The organism is Pseudomonas sp. HY13-MNA-CIBAN-0226 (assembly GCF_040310305.1).
Taxonomy (GTDB): domain Bacteria; phylum Pseudomonadota; class Gammaproteobacteria; order Pseudomonadales; family Pseudomonadaceae; genus Aquipseudomonas; species Aquipseudomonas gregormendelii.
This window is the reverse complement of record NZ_JBEOPS010000027.1, coordinates 68424-88585: the sequence shown is the minus strand read 5'-3', so window position 1 is coordinate 88585 and position 20162 is coordinate 68424. Positions and strand designations below refer to the sequence as shown.

Here is a 20162-nt window from a genome sequence, read left to right as displayed (position 1 = left end):
CTTGAAATACAAAACGCCCGATGCGGTGCATCGGGCGTTGGGGTGAAACAGATGTAAACCTATTTCAGGACTAGACACCGCGAGCTGTTACCGCCCGATCGCCCGTGCCGCATCCGCAGTGTACTGGTCCGGCGTGAATTTGCCTTCGTTGAGGATCGGACCTTTCTTCGCCTCGTTGGTCATGCCGTAGCCGGTATATTGGCCGGAGTTCAAGTCCATGAAGAACTGCGAACCAGCCTGCCAGCCACTCATGTCAGGATGGTAGTAATAGTTGACCATGGCGTGTTTCCACAGCTGCCCACGGGCATCGTAGTTGTCGGCCATCACCGAGTTCCAGGTGTCTTCGTCGATGAACAGCACACGTTTGCCATAGACATGACGGAAGCCTTCCTTCAAGTCGGCTTCCACCACCCACACGCGGCGCAACTCGTAACGCATGAAGTCAGGGTTGGGATGATTGGGTGTCAGGAGGTCGGCATACTTGACCGTCCCGGTATTAGGCTTGAACGCGTTGGCCGGGGTATAGATCTCGCGCTTGCCGATCAGTTTCCAGGAGAAACGCTCCGGTGAACCGTTGAACAAACGGTCCTCGTCGACGGTCATGGTGCCGTTGGTGCCGATCATCGGCTGATCGTAACCATAACCCGGCAGTTGCCGCACGCGCCTCGTCGATGGGCTGTAGGACCAGGCCTGACGCGCATCGGTGCCATAGTTGTAGGGTTCATGGGCAATGCTGAGGGTGCCGTTGTCCCGGGCCGGTTTCAGGGTCATGTTGTTACTCATGGCCGAGAGTTTCTCTTCGGTGCGGGAATCGGTGGTGGGTGAGTTGGCCAACGACAGGTTGCGCGCGTAGGCACGACCCCAGCCAATGCTGCCATTGGGCAGGACCGAGGCCAGGTCGGAGGTTTTTTCCTCCGTGTAGGCTCGGGCCGGAAGTTGGTGGTTCCACAACACTTCCACGCCGCTTTTGGGGATCGGGAACGGCACCTGGCCAATCCCGGTGAAACCGTCGCCGTCGTTGACCAGCTTGGCGTGCAACGCGTTGTCCATCGCACGGCGGCAGACGTAATCGGGGTAACGAAAATCCCGATGGCCTGGGTAAATATTCATCTTGTAGGTGGTCGGGTACTTCTTCAGCAGTGCCTTCTGGCCTTCGGTCAGGTGCGCCTCGTACTGGCTCATGTTCTGCGCGGTGATCACCAGGATCGGCTTCTCCGCCGCATAAGGATCAACTGGCTGGTCCCCGGAAAATTTCACATGGTTCCAGCCCGGTACTTCGCCCAGGTACTTGCCGGTGTAGGGTGGAATCGTGCCCTCGGCGTTGCCGGCTTGCTCGGCGCCGACACAGGTCAGCTCCTTGCCCAGCTTGGCCGCTTCCTGAGGTGACACTGCGGCGTGCGCATAAACCATCAGCCCGCTATTGGCTGTGACTGCGACCGCGAGCATGAGACCGGTTGTTGTTATTTTCATGTAATGCCTCCTACGCTGATAAGGCTGTGTGAGATGGACCCATTGTTCGTGTTCTGGCGGTCCCGACATCGTCCGGAAAGACTAAGGTGCAATCAGACGCCCAACTTTTCTTGCAGCTGTGCCTTGAGCACCTTGCCGGTGGCATTGCGTGGTAATGGTTCAAGTACCCGATAGACCTGGGCCGGGACTTTGTAGGCGGCCAGGCGCTCGGCAATGAATGCGCAGACTTGTGCCTCCTGGGGCAGCGTCGAAGCCTGGCCGTGGACGGCCAACCCCACCGTCTCCCCCAGCAGCGGGTCGGCAATGGCAAATGCCGCCGCTTCGAGAACCCCGGGTAAATCGAGGACACACGTCTCGATTTCCGCGGCGGAAATTTTCTCGCCACCACGGTTGATCAAATCCTTCACCCGGCCGGTGATGTAGAGAAACCCTTCCTCATCGAGGTAACCGATATCGCCGGTGTCGAGCCAACCGTCGTGCAGGCTTTGCGCAGTGGCTTCGGGCAGGTTCCAGTAGGCGCTCATCAAGGTTGGGGAGCGCAACCAGATCACCCCACGAGTCCCGGCCACCTGGGGCTGGCCAGGGCTTTCGCCGATATGAATATCGACTATCGGCAGCGGCCAGCCAGCGGTCTGCGGCTTGTACACGAACGGATCACCACCGATGGCAGCGCCGATCCCGTTGCTTTCGGTCAGGCCGTACCCGGCACCGCCAATCACGTCGGGCTTGAGCTTGAGCATGTTGTCCAGCACCCCGGCGGACGAAGCTGCACCTCCCAGTCCAAGACCGAAGAGGCTGGCGGTGTGCTCGCCGCCAAAACGTGGCGAAGCAAGCAGTTGCTGCATCATCACCGGTGCCCCGTTGAACTGGGTGCAACGCTCATCGCGAATGAGGTCGATGGCTTGTTCGACATCCCACTTGTACATCAGCATCAAGCGCCGGCCGCCGCGCAGTGCCGACAGGAACTGCGCATGCAAGCCGCTGACATGGAACAGCGGTACTGCCGCCAATGTGGTAGGTGCATAGCCACTGTTGATCACCACGCCGATACGCTCGGGTGAGCTCATGGCGCAAAACGCACCCTGGAAATCCAGGGCATACAGTGCCTGGCAGATTGCCCGGTGACTGGACACGGCGCCCTTGGCGCGGCTGGTGGTGCCCGAGGTGTAGAGGATCAGTGCTGGCGCGTCAGGATCGATTTCCAGCGTGGGTGCCGGCAATATCGGGGCGTTGATCAAGTCTTCGAATCGCAGGCAGTACTCGGGCGACGAAGCTTCCTGCGCCCCGACGACTATCGTGCCTCGCTGCTCACGGGCCAAATCTTCATGCAGGGTATTTAACCGTGCTTCATCACACACCAGCAGGCGCGAATCGCTGTCTTGCAGCGCGTACTGCAGTTCGTCGCGCAGCCCCCAACTATTGAGCGGCACACACACCGCACCACAGCGCACGATCGCGGCGAACGCCACGAGCCACGCTGGCTGGTTACGCATTGCGATGGCCACGCGCTCGCCGGGCTGCAGTCCGAAACGAGCCACCATTTGCCCGGCCAGTCGATCAACCTGATCGAAGAACTGGTTGAAGGTCAGGCGTTGCGCTTGCCAGACCAGGAATTCACGGTCACCGTGGACCCGACCGGCGTCGAAAACCTGCGTCAAATCGCGCGCGGCGTGCCGGAAGTAACGTGGAGCGCCGTCATCGGACGTCACCACCTCAAACGGCGCACCGGGGGCGATCAGTTGTCGCCACGCGGTTTGCCAGCGTTCAATGCTCATTTGTGTATCTCCAGAACAACCGAGAGACCTGTGGGAGCGGGCTTGCCCGCGAAGAGGCTGGCACATTCAACATCCTCATTGCCTGACACTCCGCGTTCGCGGGCAAGCCCGCTCCCACAGGGTTTCAGGCGTGGGCGCAGTAGCGTTCGCAATGGAAATCCCGATCCCCCAGGCAGCTCTGCGCCACACGAACGCGCTTGAGGTACAGGCCGACATCGAGCTCGTCGGTAACGCCTATGCCGCCGTGCATCTGCACGGCTTCATTGGCGACTTTGAGCGCGGTGTCGCCGGCTTTCCATTTCGCCAGGCTGACCAGTCGAGCACGTGCCCGAGCGTCATGACCGGCGTCATCCAGGGTCGCCAAAGCGGCCATCAGGGCGCTGCGGCTCAGCGCAAGATCGATGTACATTTGCGCAGCGCGGTGTTGCAGCGACTGGAAAGTGCCAATCGGCGTATCGAACTGCACCCGGGTCTTGAGGTACTCCAGGGTGGTTTCGAACAGTTGCTCGGCCATCCCCAACAGCTCCGCCGCGAGGCAGGTGCGGCCGCGATCCAGTGCGGTTTCCAGCACGGCCCAACCCTCATCCAGGTTGCCCAGCAAGGCATCGCTGCCCACGCGCACCTCGTCCAGTCGCAGGCGGGCGCTGTTGCGCGAATCGATCACCCCCAAGGCGCTGACGGTCACCCCCGGGCTATCGGCCGGCACCAGGAACAGACTGATACCTTGAGTGTCGCCTGGCTGGCCGCTGGTGCGGGCCGCCACTACATAGGCATCGGCGCCCAGCCCGTCGATCACCCAGAATTTGTCGCCCTGCAGGCAATAGCCCTGTCCATCGGCCTTGGCCGCCAGGGCGATGTGGCTCGGGTTGTGGCGAGAACGTTCGTCCACGGCCAGGGCCAGGCGCTGCTCACCACCGATCACAGCTTGCAGCCAACGTGTCTGTTGCGCCGAGTTGCCCGCCAGAAGAACCAATGACCCACCGAGTACCACACTGGACAACAGCGGCGTGGCGGACAGATTGCGCCCTACGGATTCGAAGATTGGACCGAGCCCCTTGCAACCGAAATCCAGACCGCCAAAGTCTTCCGGAAAAGGAATCGCGCTCCAACCCAACTCCACGGCTTCACGCCACAGCTGCGGTTCGAAGCCAAAAGCTACGGCCTCATCGCGCAATCGGCGCTGGGCACTGACCGGGCTGCGGGCGGCGAGAAAGTCCCGGGCGCTGTCGGCCAGCAAACGCTGTTCATCGCTATAACGCAGGCTCATGCAGCAACTCCTTTTTTGGCGTCCGGCAAGCCCAGCACGCGCTTGGCGATAACGTTCAACTGGACCTCCGAGGACCCGCCGGAAATGGTCAGCGCATAACTGTTCAACCAGGAGCGGGTCACCGCCAGTTGCTGCTCGCTGAACGCACCACTCTCCCAACCAAAGGCGTGCCCGGCCATGGCATCGAGCAGCACTTCGAACTTGTCGCGCTCCTGCTCGGTGTGCACCAGTTTCATGATCGACATCAGGCCGCCGATGTCGTCGCCGGCCCGCGCCTCCTCACCCATGCGCTGCACGGTCAGGTTGTAGGCCTGTTCATTCATCGCACAGGCCGTGGCCCGGGCCTGCAGGGCATGTTCGCCCTGGGTCTGTGGCGCCGGCACGTACTCGCGCATCAGCGCCAGCAGGTCGAAGTGCGACGGCAGGCTGAACTCACCGAACTTCGACATCGCCTTGCGTTCGTGCTGCAGCAGGTATTTGGCCAGAGTCCAGCCGCCGTTCAACGGCCCGATCAACTGGCTCTTGGGGACTTTCACCGCGTCGAAGAACACCTGGCAAAATGCCGATTTGCCGCTGATCAAATCGATCGGCTGCGGCTTGACGCCCGGGCTGCGCATGTCCAGTACGATCAGGCTGATGCCTTCGTGTTTCGGTGCACTGAAATCGGTGCGTACCAGGGCATACATCCAGTCGGATTTGTCGCCGTAGGAGGTCCAGATCTTGCTGCCGTCGACGATGAAATGATCGCCTGCATCGCGAGCGGCCATTTTCAGGCTGGCCAGGTCGGAACCGGCGTTTGGTTCGGAGAACCCCTGGCACCAGCGCACTTCACCACGGGCAATGGGAGGCAGCAGATCGCGTTTCTGTTGCTCACTGCCAAACGCCAGCAGCACCGGCCCGAGCATCCAGATACCAAGGTTGATCTGTGGCGGCCGGCACTTGATGCGGCGCATCTCGCTTTCGAGCACCGCCAGTTGCTCGTCACTCAGCCCCGCCCCGCCGTATTCCTCAGGCCACTCGGGACAGAACCAGCGCTTGTCGCGCATGCGTTCAAACCACAGTCGTGCGTCTTCGCACGGAAACTGCGGGTTCTGGCTGCCCCACACGACATCGCCTTCAGCCATACCGGTGCGCATTGACAGCGGGCAGTTAGCCTCCAGCCAGGCACGAGTGTCGTGCCGAAATTGCTCGATAGTGCTCATGAAAGTCCCCTTCGACCCGCGCCGGAACCGGGCCGAGTACGTTTTTGTTGTTGATGGACCAGCGTCAGCGTTGGGTGCGCGGCATGCCGAGGCCAAACTGGGCGATCAGCTCACGCTGGATTTCATTGGTGCCGCCGCCAAAGGTCAGGGTCGGTGAGCTGCGCAACTCGAATTCCAGCTCTCCCTGCAGCAGGGTCGCTGCCGAGCCACTGCGCATTGAGCCGTTGGCGCCGAGGATCCCCGCCAGCTTGCGCAGGATCTCGATGGCCGACTCCGAGCCGAACACCTTGGTGGTCGAGCTCAGCGCCACGTCCATCCGATCGCGGTCCAGGTCGGCAGCAATGCGCATATTGATCAGGCGCATCGCTTCCAGGCGCGCGTAACACTCGGCCAGCGAGCTGCGCACCCAGGCCTTGTCCATCGCTCGACGGCCCTGTTCGTCACAGGCCCGCGCCCACAGATAGACCCGGCGAAACAGCGCCACGACCTTGTCCGACCAGGTGCCAAGGCCGAGACGTTCGTGGTTCAGTTGCGAGGTGATCAACTTCCAGCCGCCGTGCAACTGGCCCACCAGCATTTCGTTGGGCACCCGTACGTTGTCGTAGTAGGTGGCCGTGGTCGGAATGCTCGTGGTGGGGATCAGGGTATGAGAGAAACCCGGCGTCGTAGTGTCGACGATCAACAGCGATATGCCTTTATGCCTCGCCTGAGTCGAATCGGTCCGGGCCGCCAGCCAAACGAAATCGGCCGATTCGGCACCTGAGGTCCACAGCTTGTTGCCATTGACCAGGAAGCCTTCGTCGTCCTGGCGGGCACTGGTTTTGAGCACGGCCAGATCGCTGCCAGCGTCGGGTTCGGAGTAACCAATGGCAAACATGATTTCACCGGCCGCAATGCCAGGCAGAAAACGTTCCTTCTGCAGCTCGCTGCCATGGGCCATCAAGGAAGGGCCGACGGTGCTGATAGTGACGAACGGCAGTGGCGCGCCGGCGATGTTGGCTTCTTCAAAGAAGATCAACTGTTCGGTGGCCGCGTAACCCTGGCCGCCGTGGGCCTTTGGCCAACCGACCGCGAGCCAGCCGTCGCGGCCCATCTGGCGGATGGTCTGGCGAAATAGATCACCGCCTTCCTTGCCCCGCAACTGGTCGCGCATGTCCGGGGTCATCAAGGCCTGGAAATAGTCCCGCACCTTATGGCGCAGGGCATGTTGTTCGGGAGTGAGGTCAACGAACATCTGCTGCTCCTTAGGCTGCGCCGAGAATCAGGCCGCTGGTGGGTACGCCGGTGCCGGCGGTGACTAGTACGTTTTGCACATCCGCCACCTGGTTGACTGCCGTCCCACGCACCTGGCGGACCGCTTCGGCGATCCCGTTCATGCCGTGGATGTAGGCCTCACCCAGTTGCCCGCCGTGGGTGTTGATGGGTAGCTTGCCGCCACGGGCGTGATGCCCGGCGCGGATGAATTCCTTGGCTTCACCCCGTTTGACGAAGCCGAACTCCTCCAGCTGTGGCAGCACGAACGGAGTGAAATGGTCGTAGATTACTGCCGTCTGGAAAGACTCCGGGCCGAGGCCTGACTGGCGATACAACTCGCGGGCCACCACGCCCATTTCCGGCAGCCCGGTGATGTCGTCGCGGTAGAACGAGGTCATGCTCTGCTGGCCGTGGCTGATGCCTTGGGAGCCAGCCTTGATGGTCACCGGTTTCTGCCGAAGGTCACGGGCGCGCTCGGCGGAGGTAATCACCATCGCCACGGCGCCGTCGGACTCCTGGCAGCAATCGAGCAAGTGCAGCGGCTCGCAGATCCAGCGCGAGGCCTGGTGTTCTTCCAGGGTGATCGGCTTGCCGTGGAAAAACGCCTGGGGATTGGTCGACGCAAAATCCCGCGCGGCCACAGCGATCCGGCCAAAGTCTTCGCTGGTGGCGCCATAGGTGTGCATGTAGCGCTGGGCGAACATCCCGACCCAGGCTGCCGGCGTATGGAAGCCGTGGGGCATGTACCAGCCGTAGTTGACGTTGTCGAATATCGGCGAAGCTGCAAAGCCGTAGTTGCCGGTACCGAAGCGGTACCAGGAACGCTCGTTCATGGCCCGGTACACCACCACCACTTTCGCCACCCCGGTGGCTACCGCCATCGCCGCGTGCATGACCGGCCCACAGGCAGCGCCGCCGCCATGGGGCACCTGAGAGAAGAATTTGACGTCCTTGCACCCCAGCAGACGGGCAATTTCGTACTCCGGGACCTTGTCCACCGAGTAGGAGCTGAAGCCGTCTACCTCCGACGGATCGATGCCGGCATCCTTGAGCGCACTCAAGGTGGCCTCCATGGCCAGGCGCAATTCGGTGCGTCCGGAGTTCTTGGAAAATTCGGTCGCGCCCAGACCAACGATCGCGGCACGCCCGGAAATCGATGAATCAGTCATCTGTGTCTCTCCGGCTGTCAGGGCAGGACCAGCGCGACCGTGCCGGTCACGTGGTTGCCCATGGAATTTTTGCCGCTCAAAGTGATTTCCACCGAGCGGGTGTCCGCATCGACTGCGCTGACGCTGCCACTGAACGTCATGCAGTCGCCGGGATAATTCGGTGCGCCGAGTTTGATTTTCAGTGCGCTGAATTGCGCCAGCGGCCCGGCCCACTGTTCGATGAATCGCTGCACCAGGCCATTGGTGGTGAGGATGTTCATGAACACGTGGGGCGAACCCAGGGCTCGGGCCGCCTCCGCGTCGTGGTGACCGGGAAAGTAGTCACGGGTGGCAATCGCACCACCGTTGATCAGGGTCACCGTGATCGGCACCGCAAGCTGCGGCAGTACTTCGCCGGGGCGCACGTCTTCAAAGCGCTTGGTGTTCTTCGAGGTCATATTTCCATCCCAGCTTGTCGTTATCGTTGAGCCAGTCGCCCAGGCGTTCCAGGTTTGCCGCCGAGCCACCCAAGGCAAGGGACAAGCCGCGACTCCAGTAGAGAAAACGGTGGATCGGGTACGTCAGATCGACGCCGATGCCGCCATGTACGTGCTGCGCGGTGTGACCAATGCGGTGCCCCGCTTCACAGGCCAGCCAGGCAGTGGCCAGCGCTTCACTGGGCGCCGGCATATCGGCATCGATGCGATAGACCAGTTGCCACAAGGTCGTACGCAAGGCTTCGACGGCGATATGGGTATCGGCCATGCTCATCTGCACCGCCTGGAAGCTGCCGATTACCCGTTCGAACTGCCGACGCTCGCTGACGTAGGCCACGGTGCGGCGGATCTGCTCTTCGCTGACACCCAGCTGCAAGGACGCCAATGCCGCTGTGCAGCGAAGTTCAAGCCAGGCGACAGCTTCAGCCGGTAACAGCGAGGTGGCGCTCACGGTCAAACCCTGGATGTGTAAGTCGGCCACCGCTTCGCCGTGGGTCAGCACCGCCGACACCCGTCGTATCTCGGGCGCCGAAAGGTCGAGCAGCAGCAAGCGCGGCTGGTTTTCGGCTTCTACCAACACCAGCGCCGCCTGGGACTGATCACCCAACGCCAAGGCTGCAACCCGGCCGTCGATCAACCAGCCGTCGGCGCAAGCACGGGCTCGTAGTTCGATGCCGAGCGCACTGCTCAAACCATCGACAGACAGACTCAGCAGCACCTCGCCGGATGCCGCCCTGGCAACCCACCCTCCATTGTCGACGGCGTCAAACCGGGCCAGGGTCGCAGCGGCCAGTTGATGACGCCACAAGGGCACCTGGGCCAGGGCCTTACCCTGGGCTTGCAGCACCAGCATCAACTCAGTCATGCCCAGGCCGCTGCCACCGTGCTCTTCGGGGATTGCCAAGGCATGCAGGCCGGTCTCGACACACAACGTCCACAACGGCGCCATCATCGCTTCGCCGCTGGTGTCCCACTGGCGCATGTAGTCATCATGGCAATGGTCGACAAACAGGCCATCGGCCATTTGCGCAATGGCGCGCTGGTCTTCGCTCAATTCGAAATCCATGGTGGCTCCTATGCCTCTACCGGCCGGAATAACGGCAGGGTCTGTTGGTCATCGAAGGACTGGAACTCGACCTGCAAACGCTGGCCGATCTGCAGTTGCTCGCGCTCGATGCCGACCAGCCCGGCGATCAGGCGCACACCCTCCTCCAGTTCGATCAGGCCAATCGGGTTGGGGTAATCGAACGGCGGCACTTCGGGGTAGTGCATCACCACGAATGAATACAAAGTGGCGCGACCGCTGGCCTGCAGGGTGTCCCAGTCGAAGCTGTGGCACTGGATGCAAACGGGTGCCGGTGGATGCCGCAGGGTCTGGCAGGCCGTGCAGCGCTGGATCAACAACTGCCCCTTCTCGCAGCCTTCCCAGAAAAACCGCGTGTCGTCGCTGATTCCCGGCAACGGGCGCTTGGCCTTGACCGGTGCCGCTTCCACCTTGGCTGGAGCCTGGGCGTTCGCCGCACGGAACTTGAATACGCGAAACAGCAACTCCCCCACCGGCTCGTCGCCGCCGGCTTTTTCCACGAAGTGGCTCATTATCAGAGTGACGAAGAAGCCGGTGCCCAGGGCGGTGGTTTTCTCATCGCCAACTGAATCCAGGCGCGTGGTGTAGTAGAGTTTTTCCCCCAGGCGCAGCGGGCGGGTGAAGCTCAGCTCGGAGTTCACCGCCACTGTGGAGGCATAGCCGTAGGCTTCCATTTCCTTGAGCACCTCGTAAGGGTTCTCAGTGGTGGAGCCGGGCGGATAGTTATTGGCGTGCAGGCCTTCCATGGTCCAAACCTGCAACATCGCAGGCGGCGCGATCAGGCCCTCATGTTCGGTACCCAAGGCAAAGCCCGGGTCGGTGTACAGCGGGTTGTCCACGCCCATGACTTCGCACCACTGGCGAATCATCGGGGCATTGACCTCGTCCCAGGCATACACCCGGCCGTACTGGCGCCCTACCAGGGCGCGCACATTGGATAGCAGTTGTGGATCAGCCAAAGTCGTCTCCTTCACATTGAAGGCGGCTACCGAACCCGGTTGCCGCATTAGGTCGATCAGGTGGGCAGAACTTGCGCAGCACCGAGAAACGCCGGGCGTTCACCACCGCCATGCAGCAACAGGTTGCAACCACTGGCATAGCTGGCCAGCGGTGATGCGATGTAGAGGCATGCGTTGGCAATGTCCTCGGCCACCGCCATGCGTGCAGCCGGGATGCCGGCAGAGACGGCAGCGATACCGGCCTGCGTGCCGTAGTGCAGATGCGCCTGCTCGGTCAGCACCAGCCCCGGGCTGACTGTAACCACCCGCACCTTGGGGCCCCACTCCACCGCCAACGATTGCACCAACGCCAGCACGCCGGCCTTCGCCGCGCCATAAGCGGCCGTACCTGGCGAGGAACGCAGCGCACTGATGCTGCCGATAAAAATGATGCAACCACCCTGCACCTGTGCCTGCATCAGGCGATTGGCGTGCTGGGCGACATTGAGTGGCGCGATGAGATTCAGCCCGATAATGCTTTCATGAAATCTGGGCGAGGCCGTGGCGGCGTCGGCGGCAGGACTGCCTCCGGCGTTGTTGACCACCACATCGAGGCGTCCGAAATCTCGCTCGATGGTGGCGAATAGTCGTTGCAGGGAATCCTGGTCACGTACATCGGCGGCAATGAAGGTCGCATGCTTGCCTCCCGCTGTCGGCACCTGCTCAGGTTCGCGCCGGGCACAGACAATCACCCGTGCGTTCGCGGCCAGAAATCCAAGCGCGATACCAGCGCCGATGCCCTTGGTGCCACCGGTGATCAGCACCACCTTGCCGCTGTAATCAAGACCCGAATGCAGCTCCATCATGTGCTCCTTTTCTACTGACAAGAGCCACTCTAGGGACGAACCGCAGGCCAAACTACGTCTGAACGGACGATGAAAATTCAGCGCCGTGAACAGGACACTGGCGCCATTGATACCCTCTCTGGTCTTCGAGAATGCCCATGTCCGACTCATCTGCTGCACCGGTTCTGCTCGAACGCCCGCTGCCCGGCGTCGCCCTGCTGCGGCTCAACCGCCCCCAGGCGACCAACGCCTTGAGCCTGGAATTGCAGGCGCTGCTGTCGCGCTATTTCAGCCAGCTGGCAATTGATCCCGAGGTGCGGTGCATCGTCCTTACGGGCGGTGACAAGGTGTTTGCTGCCGGTGGCGACATCACCAGCATGGCCGGGGTCGGCCCCATCGATATCTACAAGCGCCACACCGAGCGGGTCTGGGGGCCGATCCAGCACTGTCCGAAACCAGTGATTGCGGCCGTCTGCGGCTACGCCTACGGCGGTGGTTGCGAACTGGCGATGCACGCCGACCTGATCGTTGCCGGACGCAGCGCGCGCTTCTGCCAACCGGAAATTCGTATTGGCATCATGCCCGGCATCGGTGGCACCCAACGGCTGGTGCGGGCGGTAGGCAAGGTCAAGGCGATGCGCATGGCACTCACCGGGCAACCGATCAGTGCCGAGGAAGCCTGGGTAGCCGGGCTGGTCAGCGACCTGGTGGACGATGACCAGGTCCAGGCCCACGCACTGGAACTGGCACGCGTCATCGCGGGGATGCCGGCGTTGGCCGCCGAGCAGATCAAGGAGGTGATCCTGGCGGGCATGGACGCCCCGCTGGAAGCCGGCCTGGCGCTGGAGCGCAAGGCCAATGCGCTGCTGTTTGCGTCACGGGATCAGAAGGAAGGCATGCAGGCATTTATCGACAAGCGTCCGGCCCGGTTCGAGGGGTACTAGACGCTCGTCTGTCGGCCTCATTTCTATAGCTCTTGCGATCCCCCGTAGGAGCTGCCGAAGGCTGCGATCTTTTGATCTTCCATTCGGCCCTATCAATCCGATCCAGCGCCCAGTCCTCTGTCAGCTCGAAGAACAAAAAATCAAAAGATCGCAGCCTGCGGCAGCTCATACGGAGTGAACATCAGAAGTGGGTTTCAGGAGGCGCTAGATACTCATCACCATCTGCCCACTATCAACGCGCAACTCTACCCCATTGATCGCCCGGGCTTCGTCGCTTGCCAGGAACAACACGCTGGCTGCCACGTCTTCCGGGCGGCACATGCGGTTCATCGGGTCGCTGTCGATGGTGAGGCGGTTGGGGTCGACGCCTTCCGGGAAGCCGCCGCGGGTCATATCGGTGAGTACCCCATCGGGGTGCAGGGTGTTGCAACGGATGCGGTACTTGCGCCGTCGGCACATCACCGCCACCGAGCGCGACAGCGCCGCCACCGCCCCCTTCGAAGCGCTGTAGGCCAGGTAATCGTCGCGCCCGGCCAGGGCCGCGATGGACGACAGGTTGATGATCGAGCCACCGCTGTCCTTCATCAACGCGATGCCTTCGCGACAGCCCAGGAACACGCTGTCGGCGTTCACGCGCATGACTTTGTGCCAGTCAGCCAGACTGGTTTCTTCGATCGATCCGGCGATCAGGATACCGGCGTTGTTGACCAGGATATCCAGGCGTCCGTAGCGCTTGCGCACATGTTCGATGACCTGGCGCCACTGGTCTTCGTTGCTGACGTCGTGGCGGATAAAGGCGGCCGTCGGCCCGATTTCCGCTGCCAAAGCCTGGCCGGCCTCGACGTCCAGGTCGCTGATCAGTACCTGGGCACCTTCGGCTGCCAGCAGGCACGCGCTGGCGGCGCCGATGCCCTTGGCGCCGCCGGTGACCAGCGCCACCTTGCCGTGAACCCGTCCATTCTTGCTCGTTTGCTCGAGGGGCATCATGGGGTCTCCTGTGCGTGGGTGTTTTGCGGTTGCTGGTTGTATGCGCGGACGACGGCGGCGCCGGCTCGACGGCCGGAGAACACGCAGTCCGCCAGGGACAGGCCACTGATGTACAGGTGCGACGGTATGCCCAGGGCGCTGCGTCCGGCGGCGTACAAGCCGCTGATCGCCTGGCCTTGCTCGTCCAGCACCGCGCCGCTGCGCTCATCCACGCGCAATCCACCCAGGGTCAGGGCGCCCAGGGGAAATACCGGATTGGTCACGGAGATATCGCAGGCATAGAACGGCCCTTGTTCAAGCACCTGGCGCCCACCCTCGGACTTGCCGAACGGCTCCGGCGCCTCGCCACGGGCGGCGGCGTTGGCGGCCAGCACAGAGTCGCGCAGCACGTTGGGGTCCATGGACGTCGCACTGGCCAGCTCAGTCAGGCTCTTGCCCTTGCGCACCTTGAACAGCATCAGGGCCAGGGCCGGAAAACTCTGGAACCACCAGTAGCCGCCGAACAGCGCTTCGCGGATGGCTTTCTTGCGCAACGGCGCATCCAGCACCAGCCACGCCTTGCCCCCCTGCTCTTCCATCAAGGGCTGGCCGAGGGTGGCGCCGTAGACTTCTTCGTTGCAGAAGCGCAGCCCCTCGCGGTTGACCACGATGCCTTTGTGCCAACTGTACGGCGGGTTGATGAAGCGCCACGCCGATACTCGCTCAAGCCCAGCCCCCTGACCACCGACACTGGCACCCAGCCGCAAGCCGCTGCCATCGCAGCCGGTGGCGCCGACCTTGAAATTGCGCCGGAATTTCGGCGCGTGCTGTTCGAGCAATTGGCGGTTGAAGATGAAGCCACCAGTGCTCAGGATCACCCCGCGGAGCGCTCGCACCCGGCGAGGCTTGGCGAAATCCCGTTCCAGTTGGCAGACCTTCTTGCGCAGTTTGTTGCAATAGCCAGGGACGAAGTTCTGCAGACGTTCGGCGCGGGCGGACAGTCGGGCATGCAAGTGGGCTTGCTTGCTGCCTTTGGGCATGCACCAAAACTCGGCACCCAGTACCTGCCCCTGGGCATCGGTGACCAGTCGTCGCGCCGCCGCCTGCAACAGCGTTCTCGCTCCGGCCTTCAGGCACGCTGCTTTCAGGTGGGAAAAAAGTACCGCCCCGCCCTGCCCCTTGCCCACGGTGCGATGCCCTCGTGGCGCAGGCGGCAAGGGGCCACCGTGGTCAGGCACCAATTCGTTACCCGAGTAATAGAGGAAGTAGCCGTCGGGCGGATAAGAAGTCTTTCCCCCGCCCGGTGGCATCTGGTGGGCGTAGGACGCGCCGTGGCTTTCCAGCCACTGGAGGTTGCTCACGCTGTCGGCGCAGAAGCGCCGCAGCGTGTCATCGCTGACTACGGAGCGGGTTTCGTGCTTGAGGTAGTCGAACATGGCTTGGGGACTGTCGTTGAAGCCCGCCGCCTGTTGATGGCGCGTGCCGCCCCCGGCATAGACCACCCCGCCGCTTTTGGCGCTGGCACCGCCGCCGGTGAAGCGGTCGGCGATCAGCACGTCGGCACCCTCGGCCCGAGCTTCAAGCGCCGCGCAGGCACCGGCAGCACCCCAGCCGACGACCAGTACATCGCATTGTTCGTCCCAGGTTACGCTGTTGCCATCGGCCACCTGCAAGGATGGCATTACGTCGGTGCTGGGGACGTTATCCGTCATTGACATCACGCCTCCTGCAGCTGACGGGCCAAGTGGTTGGCGGCGACATAACCAAAGGTCATCGCCGGCCCGAGGGTGCCACCGGCTCCCGGGTAGCTGGTGCCCATCACCGAGGCAGAGCAATTGCCAATGGCGTACAAGCCGGCGATGGTCGATCCGTCATCGCGTACCACCTGGGCATGTTCGTTGGTCAACAGACCGCCCTTGGTGCCGATGTCACCGGCGTCCAGGCGCATGGCGTAGTAAGGCCCTTTGCGCAGCGGCGCCAGGCAAGGGTTGGGCTTGATGTTGCAGTCGCCGTAATAGCGGTCGAAGACATTGCCGCCACGGGCAAAGTCGATGTCCACACCGCTTTCTGCGTAGCCGTTGACCTTGGCCACGGTGGCTTCAAGGCCAGCACCGTCGACGCCGATCTGCCGGGCCAGGCCGCTCAGGGTGTCGGCTTTCCAGTACAGGTTGTTGAGCCACTCTTTGCGCAGGCGGCTATCGGGCATGACCTGACCAGGCATCAATGGCCCCATGGCGTAGTTGAAACGGAAGTGCGCGTCGAAGATCACCCAGGCCGGCACCGATCTCCCGTCGGTACTCTGGTTGTCCCGATGCATGGCGTCGACGAACTCCAGATACGGTGCCGCTTCATTGACAAAGCGCTGCCCCAGACCGTTGACCACGATAGCGCCGGGGAACGCACGCTCGGCGAAGATCCCCCGGGGCTTGTCCTCTCCCGGCACGGCAATGGTCGGCGCCCACCAGGCCCAATCCATCAACGCGGTGGCGGCGCCTTGCGCCATGCCGGCTTCGAGGGCGGCCCCAGTGTTGTTGCCAGGCGGTGTCGCGCTCCAGGCCTTACGGGTGGGCTTGGGCAAGTACTGGTCGCGCAGCGCCTGGTTCTGTTCAAAGCCACCCGAGGCAAGGATCACCCCCAGGCGGGCCTGCAATTGCAGCTCGGCACCGTCACGCATCACCGTGACACCGCTGACCCGGCCGCTTTCGGTGACCAGGCCACAGAAATCGGTGTTAAGCCAAAGCGGTACGTTGCGGTCCATCAGCGAGCGGCGCAGGGAGGCCACCAGCGAACTTCCCAGGGATGCACGGCGGTCCATCTTGCTTTTGCGTCGCCATTTGAAGTCCAGCTTGTAGCGCAACATCAGCTTCATGATCAGCAAGCGCCAGCCGAAACTGCGGGCCATGGCTTTGTGTGCATCGCGCGCAGTCCAGGCGATGCGCCCCATCAGCAGGGTTGAAGGCGACGGTTTGCGCAGGTTCGCGAGTTCCTCGCCCAACAGGCTGGTATCGAAAAACTCCGGGTCCAGTGTTCGTCCACCGGCCAATGCCCCGGGCAGGTGTGGATAGTAATCAGGGTATTTCGCCGCCACCGCGTAGCGCACCCGGCTTATACGGGTGAGCTGTTCGATCATCTTCGGCGCGTTGTCCAGGTATGCGCGCAAGCGAGTGTCGTCGACATGCTCGCCCGCCGCCGCTTGCAGATAGGTCAGGGCCGTTGCGTAGCTGTCATTGCCGTTCATGCGAGCGAAATAGTGGTTGTTCGGAATCCAGATACCGCCGCCGGAGATCGCCGACGTGCCGCCGTACTGGTCGCTTTTCTCCACTACCAGCACCCGCATACCCTGGTCGGCGAGAAACACCGCCGAAGTCATCGCACCTGCGCCCGAACCGACGACGATCACGTCATAGTGGGTCTGAGACTGAACTTGAGCCGTCATTGTTGTTATGCCATTAGCTGAGGTCAGAAAGAAACCGCCGACCACGCAGGGTGCGCTGGCGGAGTGCAGCCCATGATCAGGGCTGCGGGGGGATTGGCTCATCGTCAAATTGGACTAGGGGTTGCCTGTGGAGGCGAGTCAGCTCGCGTTAGCGGTGGATCAGTCAACAGGATGTTGAACTTCAGCGCCCATCGCCAGCAGACTGGCTCCCACAAAGGTGCGGAACTGCAAGGGCGTGGAACTAAAAGGTGGCACGCCTGGCGACCCACGGATGGGCTTGTTCCAGCTGGTTGGACAGGCGCAGCAGCACGTCTTCGCCACCCAGGCGCGCAGTGAACATCATGCCCACCGGCAGGCCGTCGTCACTCTGGCCAAGCGGCAGAGAGATCGCCGGCTGGCCGCTTACGTTGGCGAGTACCGTGAAGCCGGCGCTGCCCATAGCGTTGTGGGCGTAACTGTCCCAGGGCTGGTCCAGGGACAACAGCCCCAGCTTCGGCGTCAGGCTACCGGTGACCGGCGACAGGATCACGTCGTAGCGTTCGAAATGGTGTTCCATGGTCGCGCCGATGCTCTCGAACGATTGCCGGGCGCGGTACAGATCCTCACCACTGGTATCCTTGGAACGTTCCAGATTCACCAGGGTGATTTGCTCCAGGTCCTGCGCCGTGGCAGCGCGTCCGAGCACCTGCTCACGGTCGTGGATCAAGGTTCGCACGGCCGTCCCGATCACCATGCCATGGGCGCCGAACAACTGGCGGGGATCGACCCTCAGCTCCAGCTCGTCGATCTCATGCCCCAGCGCCAGCAGTTGCTTGATGGTCTGTTCCAGAGTCGCGGCAATCGCCGGTTCAAGCGGCGCGCCGGTCAACGATTGGCGCACGACAGCCACGCGCAACTTGCCCGGTTCGCGTTGCAACTCTTCTACGTAGGGTCGGACCAAGGGCGGGCACCAATACGCACTGCCGGCCTCATGGCCCTGGCCGACATCAAGGAACAGTGCGGTATCGCGCACCGTGCGTGAGACGACGTTGGCCACACTGGCGCCAAACCAGCTCTCGAAATGCAGCGGTCCGCTGGGGGTTCGATACCGGCTGGGCTTGAGTCCGACCAGGCCGCAGTACGAAGCAGGAATGCGGATCGAACCGCCGCCATCGGTGGCATGGGCCACGGGCACGATCCCCGCCGCCACCGCTGACGCCGCGCCTCCGGAAGAACCGCCGGCGCTCATGGCCAGGTTCCAGGGGTTACGCGTCTGGCCCCAGGCCAGGGATTCGGTGGTGGTGGTCAAGCCGAACTCAGGGCATGTGGTCTTGCCGAATGGCACCGCACCGGCCTGCTCATAACGGGAGATCAGGACACTGGTGCGGCTGGCCGGTGGTGAGTCCTTGAACATCCGGCAACCGTTGCTGGTAATGGTGCCCTGCAAGGAAGTGTTGAGGTCCTTGAGCAGCAGCGGCACTCCGGCCAGGGCGCCCCGATTTTCAGTGCCCGCCGCGCGACGCTGGGCCAGCAAGGTGCGAGCGTAACCTTCATGCAGCATGTTCACTGCATTGACCTTGGGGTTGGCTTCGTTGTAGCGAGCCAGGGCCGCCGCCATCAGGTCCTCGGCACTCAGTTCGCCGCTGCGGATCGCCTGGCTCATCGCCCAGGCGTCCAGGCCCTGGTAGTCGCTGGCCGAAATCCCCGCCGCGCGGACGTTTGCATAGCGCCCCAGAAGCCCGACGCCAACAGCCACGGCACCGGCCTTGAGTACGCTGCGACGGGGCCAGCCGGCTTCAGAGGTTGTCGAAGGATTGAGCGGTGAGTGTTCGTGATTAGCCATGATAGTGATGACGCCCTGATTGATCATTATTAGTCGGATGTAACACCGGCCAGCATGGCCGCCAGGTAGTGCTCACCGTAGGGCGGCAACAGGCCCCACTCGCGGCGCGGGTCGTGGGCCGAAGCCTTGAACACCGTGCGCATGTGACTGAATTCAAGAAATCCTTCGCGACCATGGTAATGGCCCATGCCCGACGCGCCGACACCGCCAAATGGCGCATCGTGCAGGGCGGCGTGCATCATCACGTCGTTGAGGGTGACCCCGCCGGACAGGGTGTGTTCCAGCACGTGGCGCTGCTCCTGCGCATCTTCGCCGAAGTAGTAAAGCGCCAGCGGACGTGGCCCTGCATTGATTTGCGCGATGACCTGATCGAGGTCGTCATACCCCAGCACGACCATGGCCGGACCAAAGATTTCCTCTTGCATGATCGAGCTCTCCGGGGCCGGATCAACCACCACCCGCAGCGGGCGACGGCGGTCCTGGGTGTCCACGGCCAGGGGTTCGGGCAGGCATTCGACGCGCGCACCGCGTGCCTGCGCGTCCTCGACCAGGCTCTCGACCCGCTGCAGATGTCGCTGATTGACCACTGCTACCACATCCGGGTTGCCCGCTACGGTTGGGTTGAGATCGCGATAGGCGCTGCGCAAGGCTTCAAGGAAGGATTCGAGGCGGGCCTTGGGTACGTGCACCAGGTCCGGGTTGATGCAGATTTGTCCACCATTACTGGCCTTAGCCGCGGCGATGCTGAAAGCGGCCTTGTTCAAGTCGGCGCTGGCAGAGACGATTACCGGCGACTTGCCACCCAGTTCCAGGGTTACCGGCACCAGGTTTTTCGCAGCACTGCCCATTACCTGCCGGCCAATCGCCGTGCTGCCGGTGAACACCAGGTGGTCGAAGGGCTGGCTGCTGAAGGCCTCGCCCAGCTCCGGCCCGCCGTTGACCACTGCAACGACCAACGGATCGAGGTGTTCAGCGCACAGATCCGCCAACAGTCGAGCGGTGCGTGGCACCACCTCCGAGGGCTTAAGGATGGCCCGATTGCCGGCCGCCAGAGCCGATGCCAACGGGCTGAGCAAGGTATACAGCGGAGCATTCCACGTACCGAGGATGCCTACCGTGCCCTTGGGTTGGTACATGACCCAGGCGGTGGCGCCAAGCTGGTCATAAGGGCTGAACATCTGACGGGGTTCGTCCGGCATCCAGTCCTGCAGATGATCGCGGGCATGTTTAAGCGAGGCCAGTGCGCCCAGCACATCATTCATCAATGAGAAACCGGCAGGCCTCCCGCCGAAATCCTGGTCAATGGCCTGAGTCAATGCGGCGTGGTTGTGGACCAGCAAGTCGATGACCTGCTGCAGGCGCTGGCGTCGGGTTTCGCCGCTGACTCTCCCGGCACTGGCGAAAGCACTCTTCTGTCGCGCCAGCAGGCTGGAAAGGTCTTCGACGCAAGACGTGGCTGAACTCATTGTTATCCCCTTGCAGGTCGGCTCATTGGCCGTTAAGCGCCCCATGCG

General features: G+C 62.7%; 16 protein-coding genes. 1 reads left to right on the top strand and 15 read right to left on the bottom strand.

Features of this window, described 5'->3' with window-relative positions; translation table 11 throughout:
- Positions 1-87: 87 nt before the first annotated feature.
- The 10 genes from AAEZ05_RS25405 to AAEZ05_RS25360 form a co-directional block, all read right to left on the bottom strand.
- The gene (locus AAEZ05_RS25405; protein WP_045058544.1) at positions 88-1470 is read right to left on the bottom strand and encodes a DUF1329 domain-containing protein; all 1383 of its coding nucleotides are present in this window, start codon (positions 1468-1470) and stop codon (positions 88-90) included.
- A 92-nt stretch (positions 1471-1562) separates the two neighbouring features.
- Entirely contained in the window at positions 1563-3245 is a 1683-nt protein-coding gene (locus AAEZ05_RS25400; RefSeq protein WP_350597731.1) for a class I adenylate-forming enzyme family protein, read from the bottom strand.
- A 124-nt stretch (positions 3246-3369) separates the two neighbouring features.
- The gene (locus AAEZ05_RS25395; protein ID WP_350649402.1) at positions 3370-4512 is read right to left on the bottom strand and encodes an acyl-CoA dehydrogenase family protein; all 1143 of its coding nucleotides are present in this window, start codon (positions 4510-4512) and stop codon (positions 3370-3372) included.
- Positions 4509-5714, bottom strand: a complete 1206-nt coding sequence (locus tag AAEZ05_RS25390; protein ID WP_045058547.1) for an acyl-CoA dehydrogenase family protein — start codon at positions 5712-5714, stop codon at positions 4509-4511. Before AAEZ05_RS25390 ends, AAEZ05_RS25395 begins: the two co-directional genes overlap by 4 nt.
- Before the next feature lie 64 nt (positions 5715-5778).
- On the bottom strand, positions 5779-6948 hold the full coding sequence (locus tag AAEZ05_RS25385; protein WP_205892367.1) for an acyl-CoA dehydrogenase family protein: 1170 nt from the start codon (positions 6946-6948) through the stop codon (positions 5779-5781).
- Between the two features lie 10 nt (positions 6949-6958).
- On the bottom strand, positions 6959-8137 hold the full coding sequence (locus tag AAEZ05_RS25380) for a lipid-transfer protein (protein WP_045058549.1): 1179 nt from the start codon (positions 8135-8137) through the stop codon (positions 6959-6961).
- Positions 8138-8154: 17 nt separating this feature from the next.
- A complete protein-coding gene (locus AAEZ05_RS25375) occupies positions 8155-8574 on the bottom strand; it encodes a MaoC family dehydratase (protein WP_045058550.1) in 420 nt (139 codons plus the stop codon).
- Entirely contained in the window at positions 8546-9679 is a 1134-nt protein-coding gene (locus AAEZ05_RS25370) for an acyl-CoA dehydrogenase family protein (protein ID WP_205892365.1), read from the bottom strand. The genes AAEZ05_RS25375 and AAEZ05_RS25370 overlap by 29 nt, the downstream gene beginning before the upstream one ends.
- An 8-nt stretch (positions 9680-9687) precedes the next feature.
- Positions 9688-10656: a bifunctional MaoC family dehydratase N-terminal/OB-fold nucleic acid binding domain-containing protein gene (locus AAEZ05_RS25365; protein WP_205892364.1), complete on the bottom strand. Its 969-nt coding sequence runs from the start codon at positions 10654-10656 to the stop codon at positions 9688-9690.
- A gap of 56 nt (positions 10657-10712) precedes the next feature.
- Positions 10713-11498, bottom strand: a complete 786-nt coding sequence (locus AAEZ05_RS25360) for an SDR family oxidoreductase (protein ID WP_045058553.1) — start codon at positions 11496-11498, stop codon at positions 10713-10715.
- A gap of 140 nt (positions 11499-11638) precedes the next feature.
- Here AAEZ05_RS25360 and AAEZ05_RS25355 point away from each other — a divergent pair, with 140 nt between their 5' ends.
- Positions 11639-12424, top strand: coding sequence for an enoyl-CoA hydratase (locus AAEZ05_RS25355; protein WP_350649398.1), 786 nt, complete (start codon positions 11639-11641; stop codon positions 12422-12424).
- 204 nt (positions 12425-12628) lie between these two features.
- Here the strand turns inward: AAEZ05_RS25355 and AAEZ05_RS25350 are convergent, their stop codons facing one another.
- The 5 genes from AAEZ05_RS25350 to AAEZ05_RS25330 all read right to left on the bottom strand — a co-directional run bounded on the left by AAEZ05_RS25350 (position 12629) and on the right by AAEZ05_RS25330 (position 20114).
- Positions 12629-13411: an SDR family oxidoreductase gene (locus AAEZ05_RS25350; protein ID WP_045058555.1), complete on the bottom strand. Its 783-nt coding sequence runs from the start codon at positions 13409-13411 to the stop codon at positions 12629-12631.
- Positions 13408-15108: an FAD-binding protein gene (locus AAEZ05_RS25345; protein ID WP_350649396.1), complete on the bottom strand. Its 1701-nt coding sequence runs from the start codon at positions 15106-15108 to the stop codon at positions 13408-13410. The genes AAEZ05_RS25350 and AAEZ05_RS25345 overlap by 4 nt, the downstream gene beginning before the upstream one ends.
- On the bottom strand, positions 15108-16826 hold the full coding sequence (locus tag AAEZ05_RS25340) for an FAD-binding protein (protein WP_350649394.1): 1719 nt from the start codon (positions 16824-16826) through the stop codon (positions 15108-15110). Before AAEZ05_RS25340 ends, AAEZ05_RS25345 begins: the two co-directional genes overlap by 1 nt.
- 241 nt (positions 16827-17067) lie before the next feature.
- Entirely contained in the window at positions 17068-18648 is a 1581-nt protein-coding gene (locus AAEZ05_RS25335) for an amidase (protein ID WP_045058669.1), read from the bottom strand.
- Positions 18649-18677: 29 nt separating this feature from the next.
- Positions 18678-20114, bottom strand: coding sequence for a coniferyl aldehyde dehydrogenase (locus tag AAEZ05_RS25330; RefSeq protein WP_045058558.1), 1437 nt, complete (start codon positions 20112-20114; stop codon positions 18678-18680).
- Positions 20115-20162 lie beyond the last annotated feature (48 nt).

Excerpts from the sequence above, each read along its gene's own strand:
- AAEZ05_RS25405 (WP_045058544.1), bottom strand. The coding sequence starts at position 1,470 with ATGAAAATAACAACAACCGGTCTCATGCTCGCGGTCGCAGTCACAGCC.
- AAEZ05_RS25400 (WP_350597731.1), bottom strand. The coding sequence starts at position 3,245 with ATGAGCATTGAACGCTGGCAAACCGCGTGGCGACAACTGATCGCCCCC.
- AAEZ05_RS25395 (WP_350649402.1), bottom strand. The coding sequence starts at position 4,512 with ATGAGCCTGCGTTATAGCGATGAACAGCGTTTGCTGGCCGACAGCGCC.
- AAEZ05_RS25390 (WP_045058547.1), bottom strand. The coding sequence starts at position 5,714 with ATGAGCACTATCGAGCAATTTCGGCACGACACTCGTGCCTGGCTGGAG.
- AAEZ05_RS25385 (WP_205892367.1), bottom strand. The coding sequence starts at position 6,948 with ATGTTCGTTGACCTCACTCCCGAACAACATGCCCTGCGCCATAAGGTG.
- AAEZ05_RS25380 (WP_045058549.1), bottom strand. The coding sequence starts at position 8,137 with ATGACTGATTCATCGATTTCCGGGCGTGCCGCGATCGTTGGTCTGGGC.
- AAEZ05_RS25375 (WP_045058550.1), bottom strand. The coding sequence starts at position 8,574 with ATGACCTCGAAGAACACCAAGCGCTTTGAAGACGTGCGCCCCGGCGAA.
- AAEZ05_RS25370 (WP_205892365.1), bottom strand. The coding sequence starts at position 9,679 with ATGGATTTCGAATTGAGCGAAGACCAGCGCGCCATTGCGCAAATGGCC.
- AAEZ05_RS25360 (WP_045058553.1), bottom strand. The coding sequence starts at position 11,498 with ATGGAGCTGCATTCGGGTCTTGATTACAGCGGCAAGGTGGTGCTGATC.
- AAEZ05_RS25355 (WP_350649398.1), top strand. The coding sequence starts at position 11,639 with ATGTCCGACTCATCTGCTGCACCGGTTCTGCTCGAACGCCCGCTGCCC.
- AAEZ05_RS25350 (WP_045058555.1), bottom strand. The coding sequence starts at position 13,411 with ATGATGCCCCTCGAGCAAACGAGCAAGAATGGACGGGTTCACGGCAAG.
- AAEZ05_RS25345 (WP_350649396.1), bottom strand. The coding sequence starts at position 15,108 with ATGTCAATGACGGATAACGTCCCCAGCACCGACGTAATGCCATCCTTG.
- AAEZ05_RS25340 (WP_350649394.1), bottom strand. The coding sequence starts at position 16,826 with ATGACGGCTCAAGTTCAGTCTCAGACCCACTATGACGTGATCGTCGTC.
- AAEZ05_RS25335 (WP_045058669.1), bottom strand. The coding sequence starts at position 18,648 with ATGGCTAATCACGAACACTCACCGCTCAATCCTTCGACAACCTCTGAA.
- AAEZ05_RS25330 (WP_045058558.1), bottom strand. The coding sequence starts at position 20,114 with ATGAGTTCAGCCACGTCTTGCGTCGAAGACCTTTCCAGCCTGCTGGCG.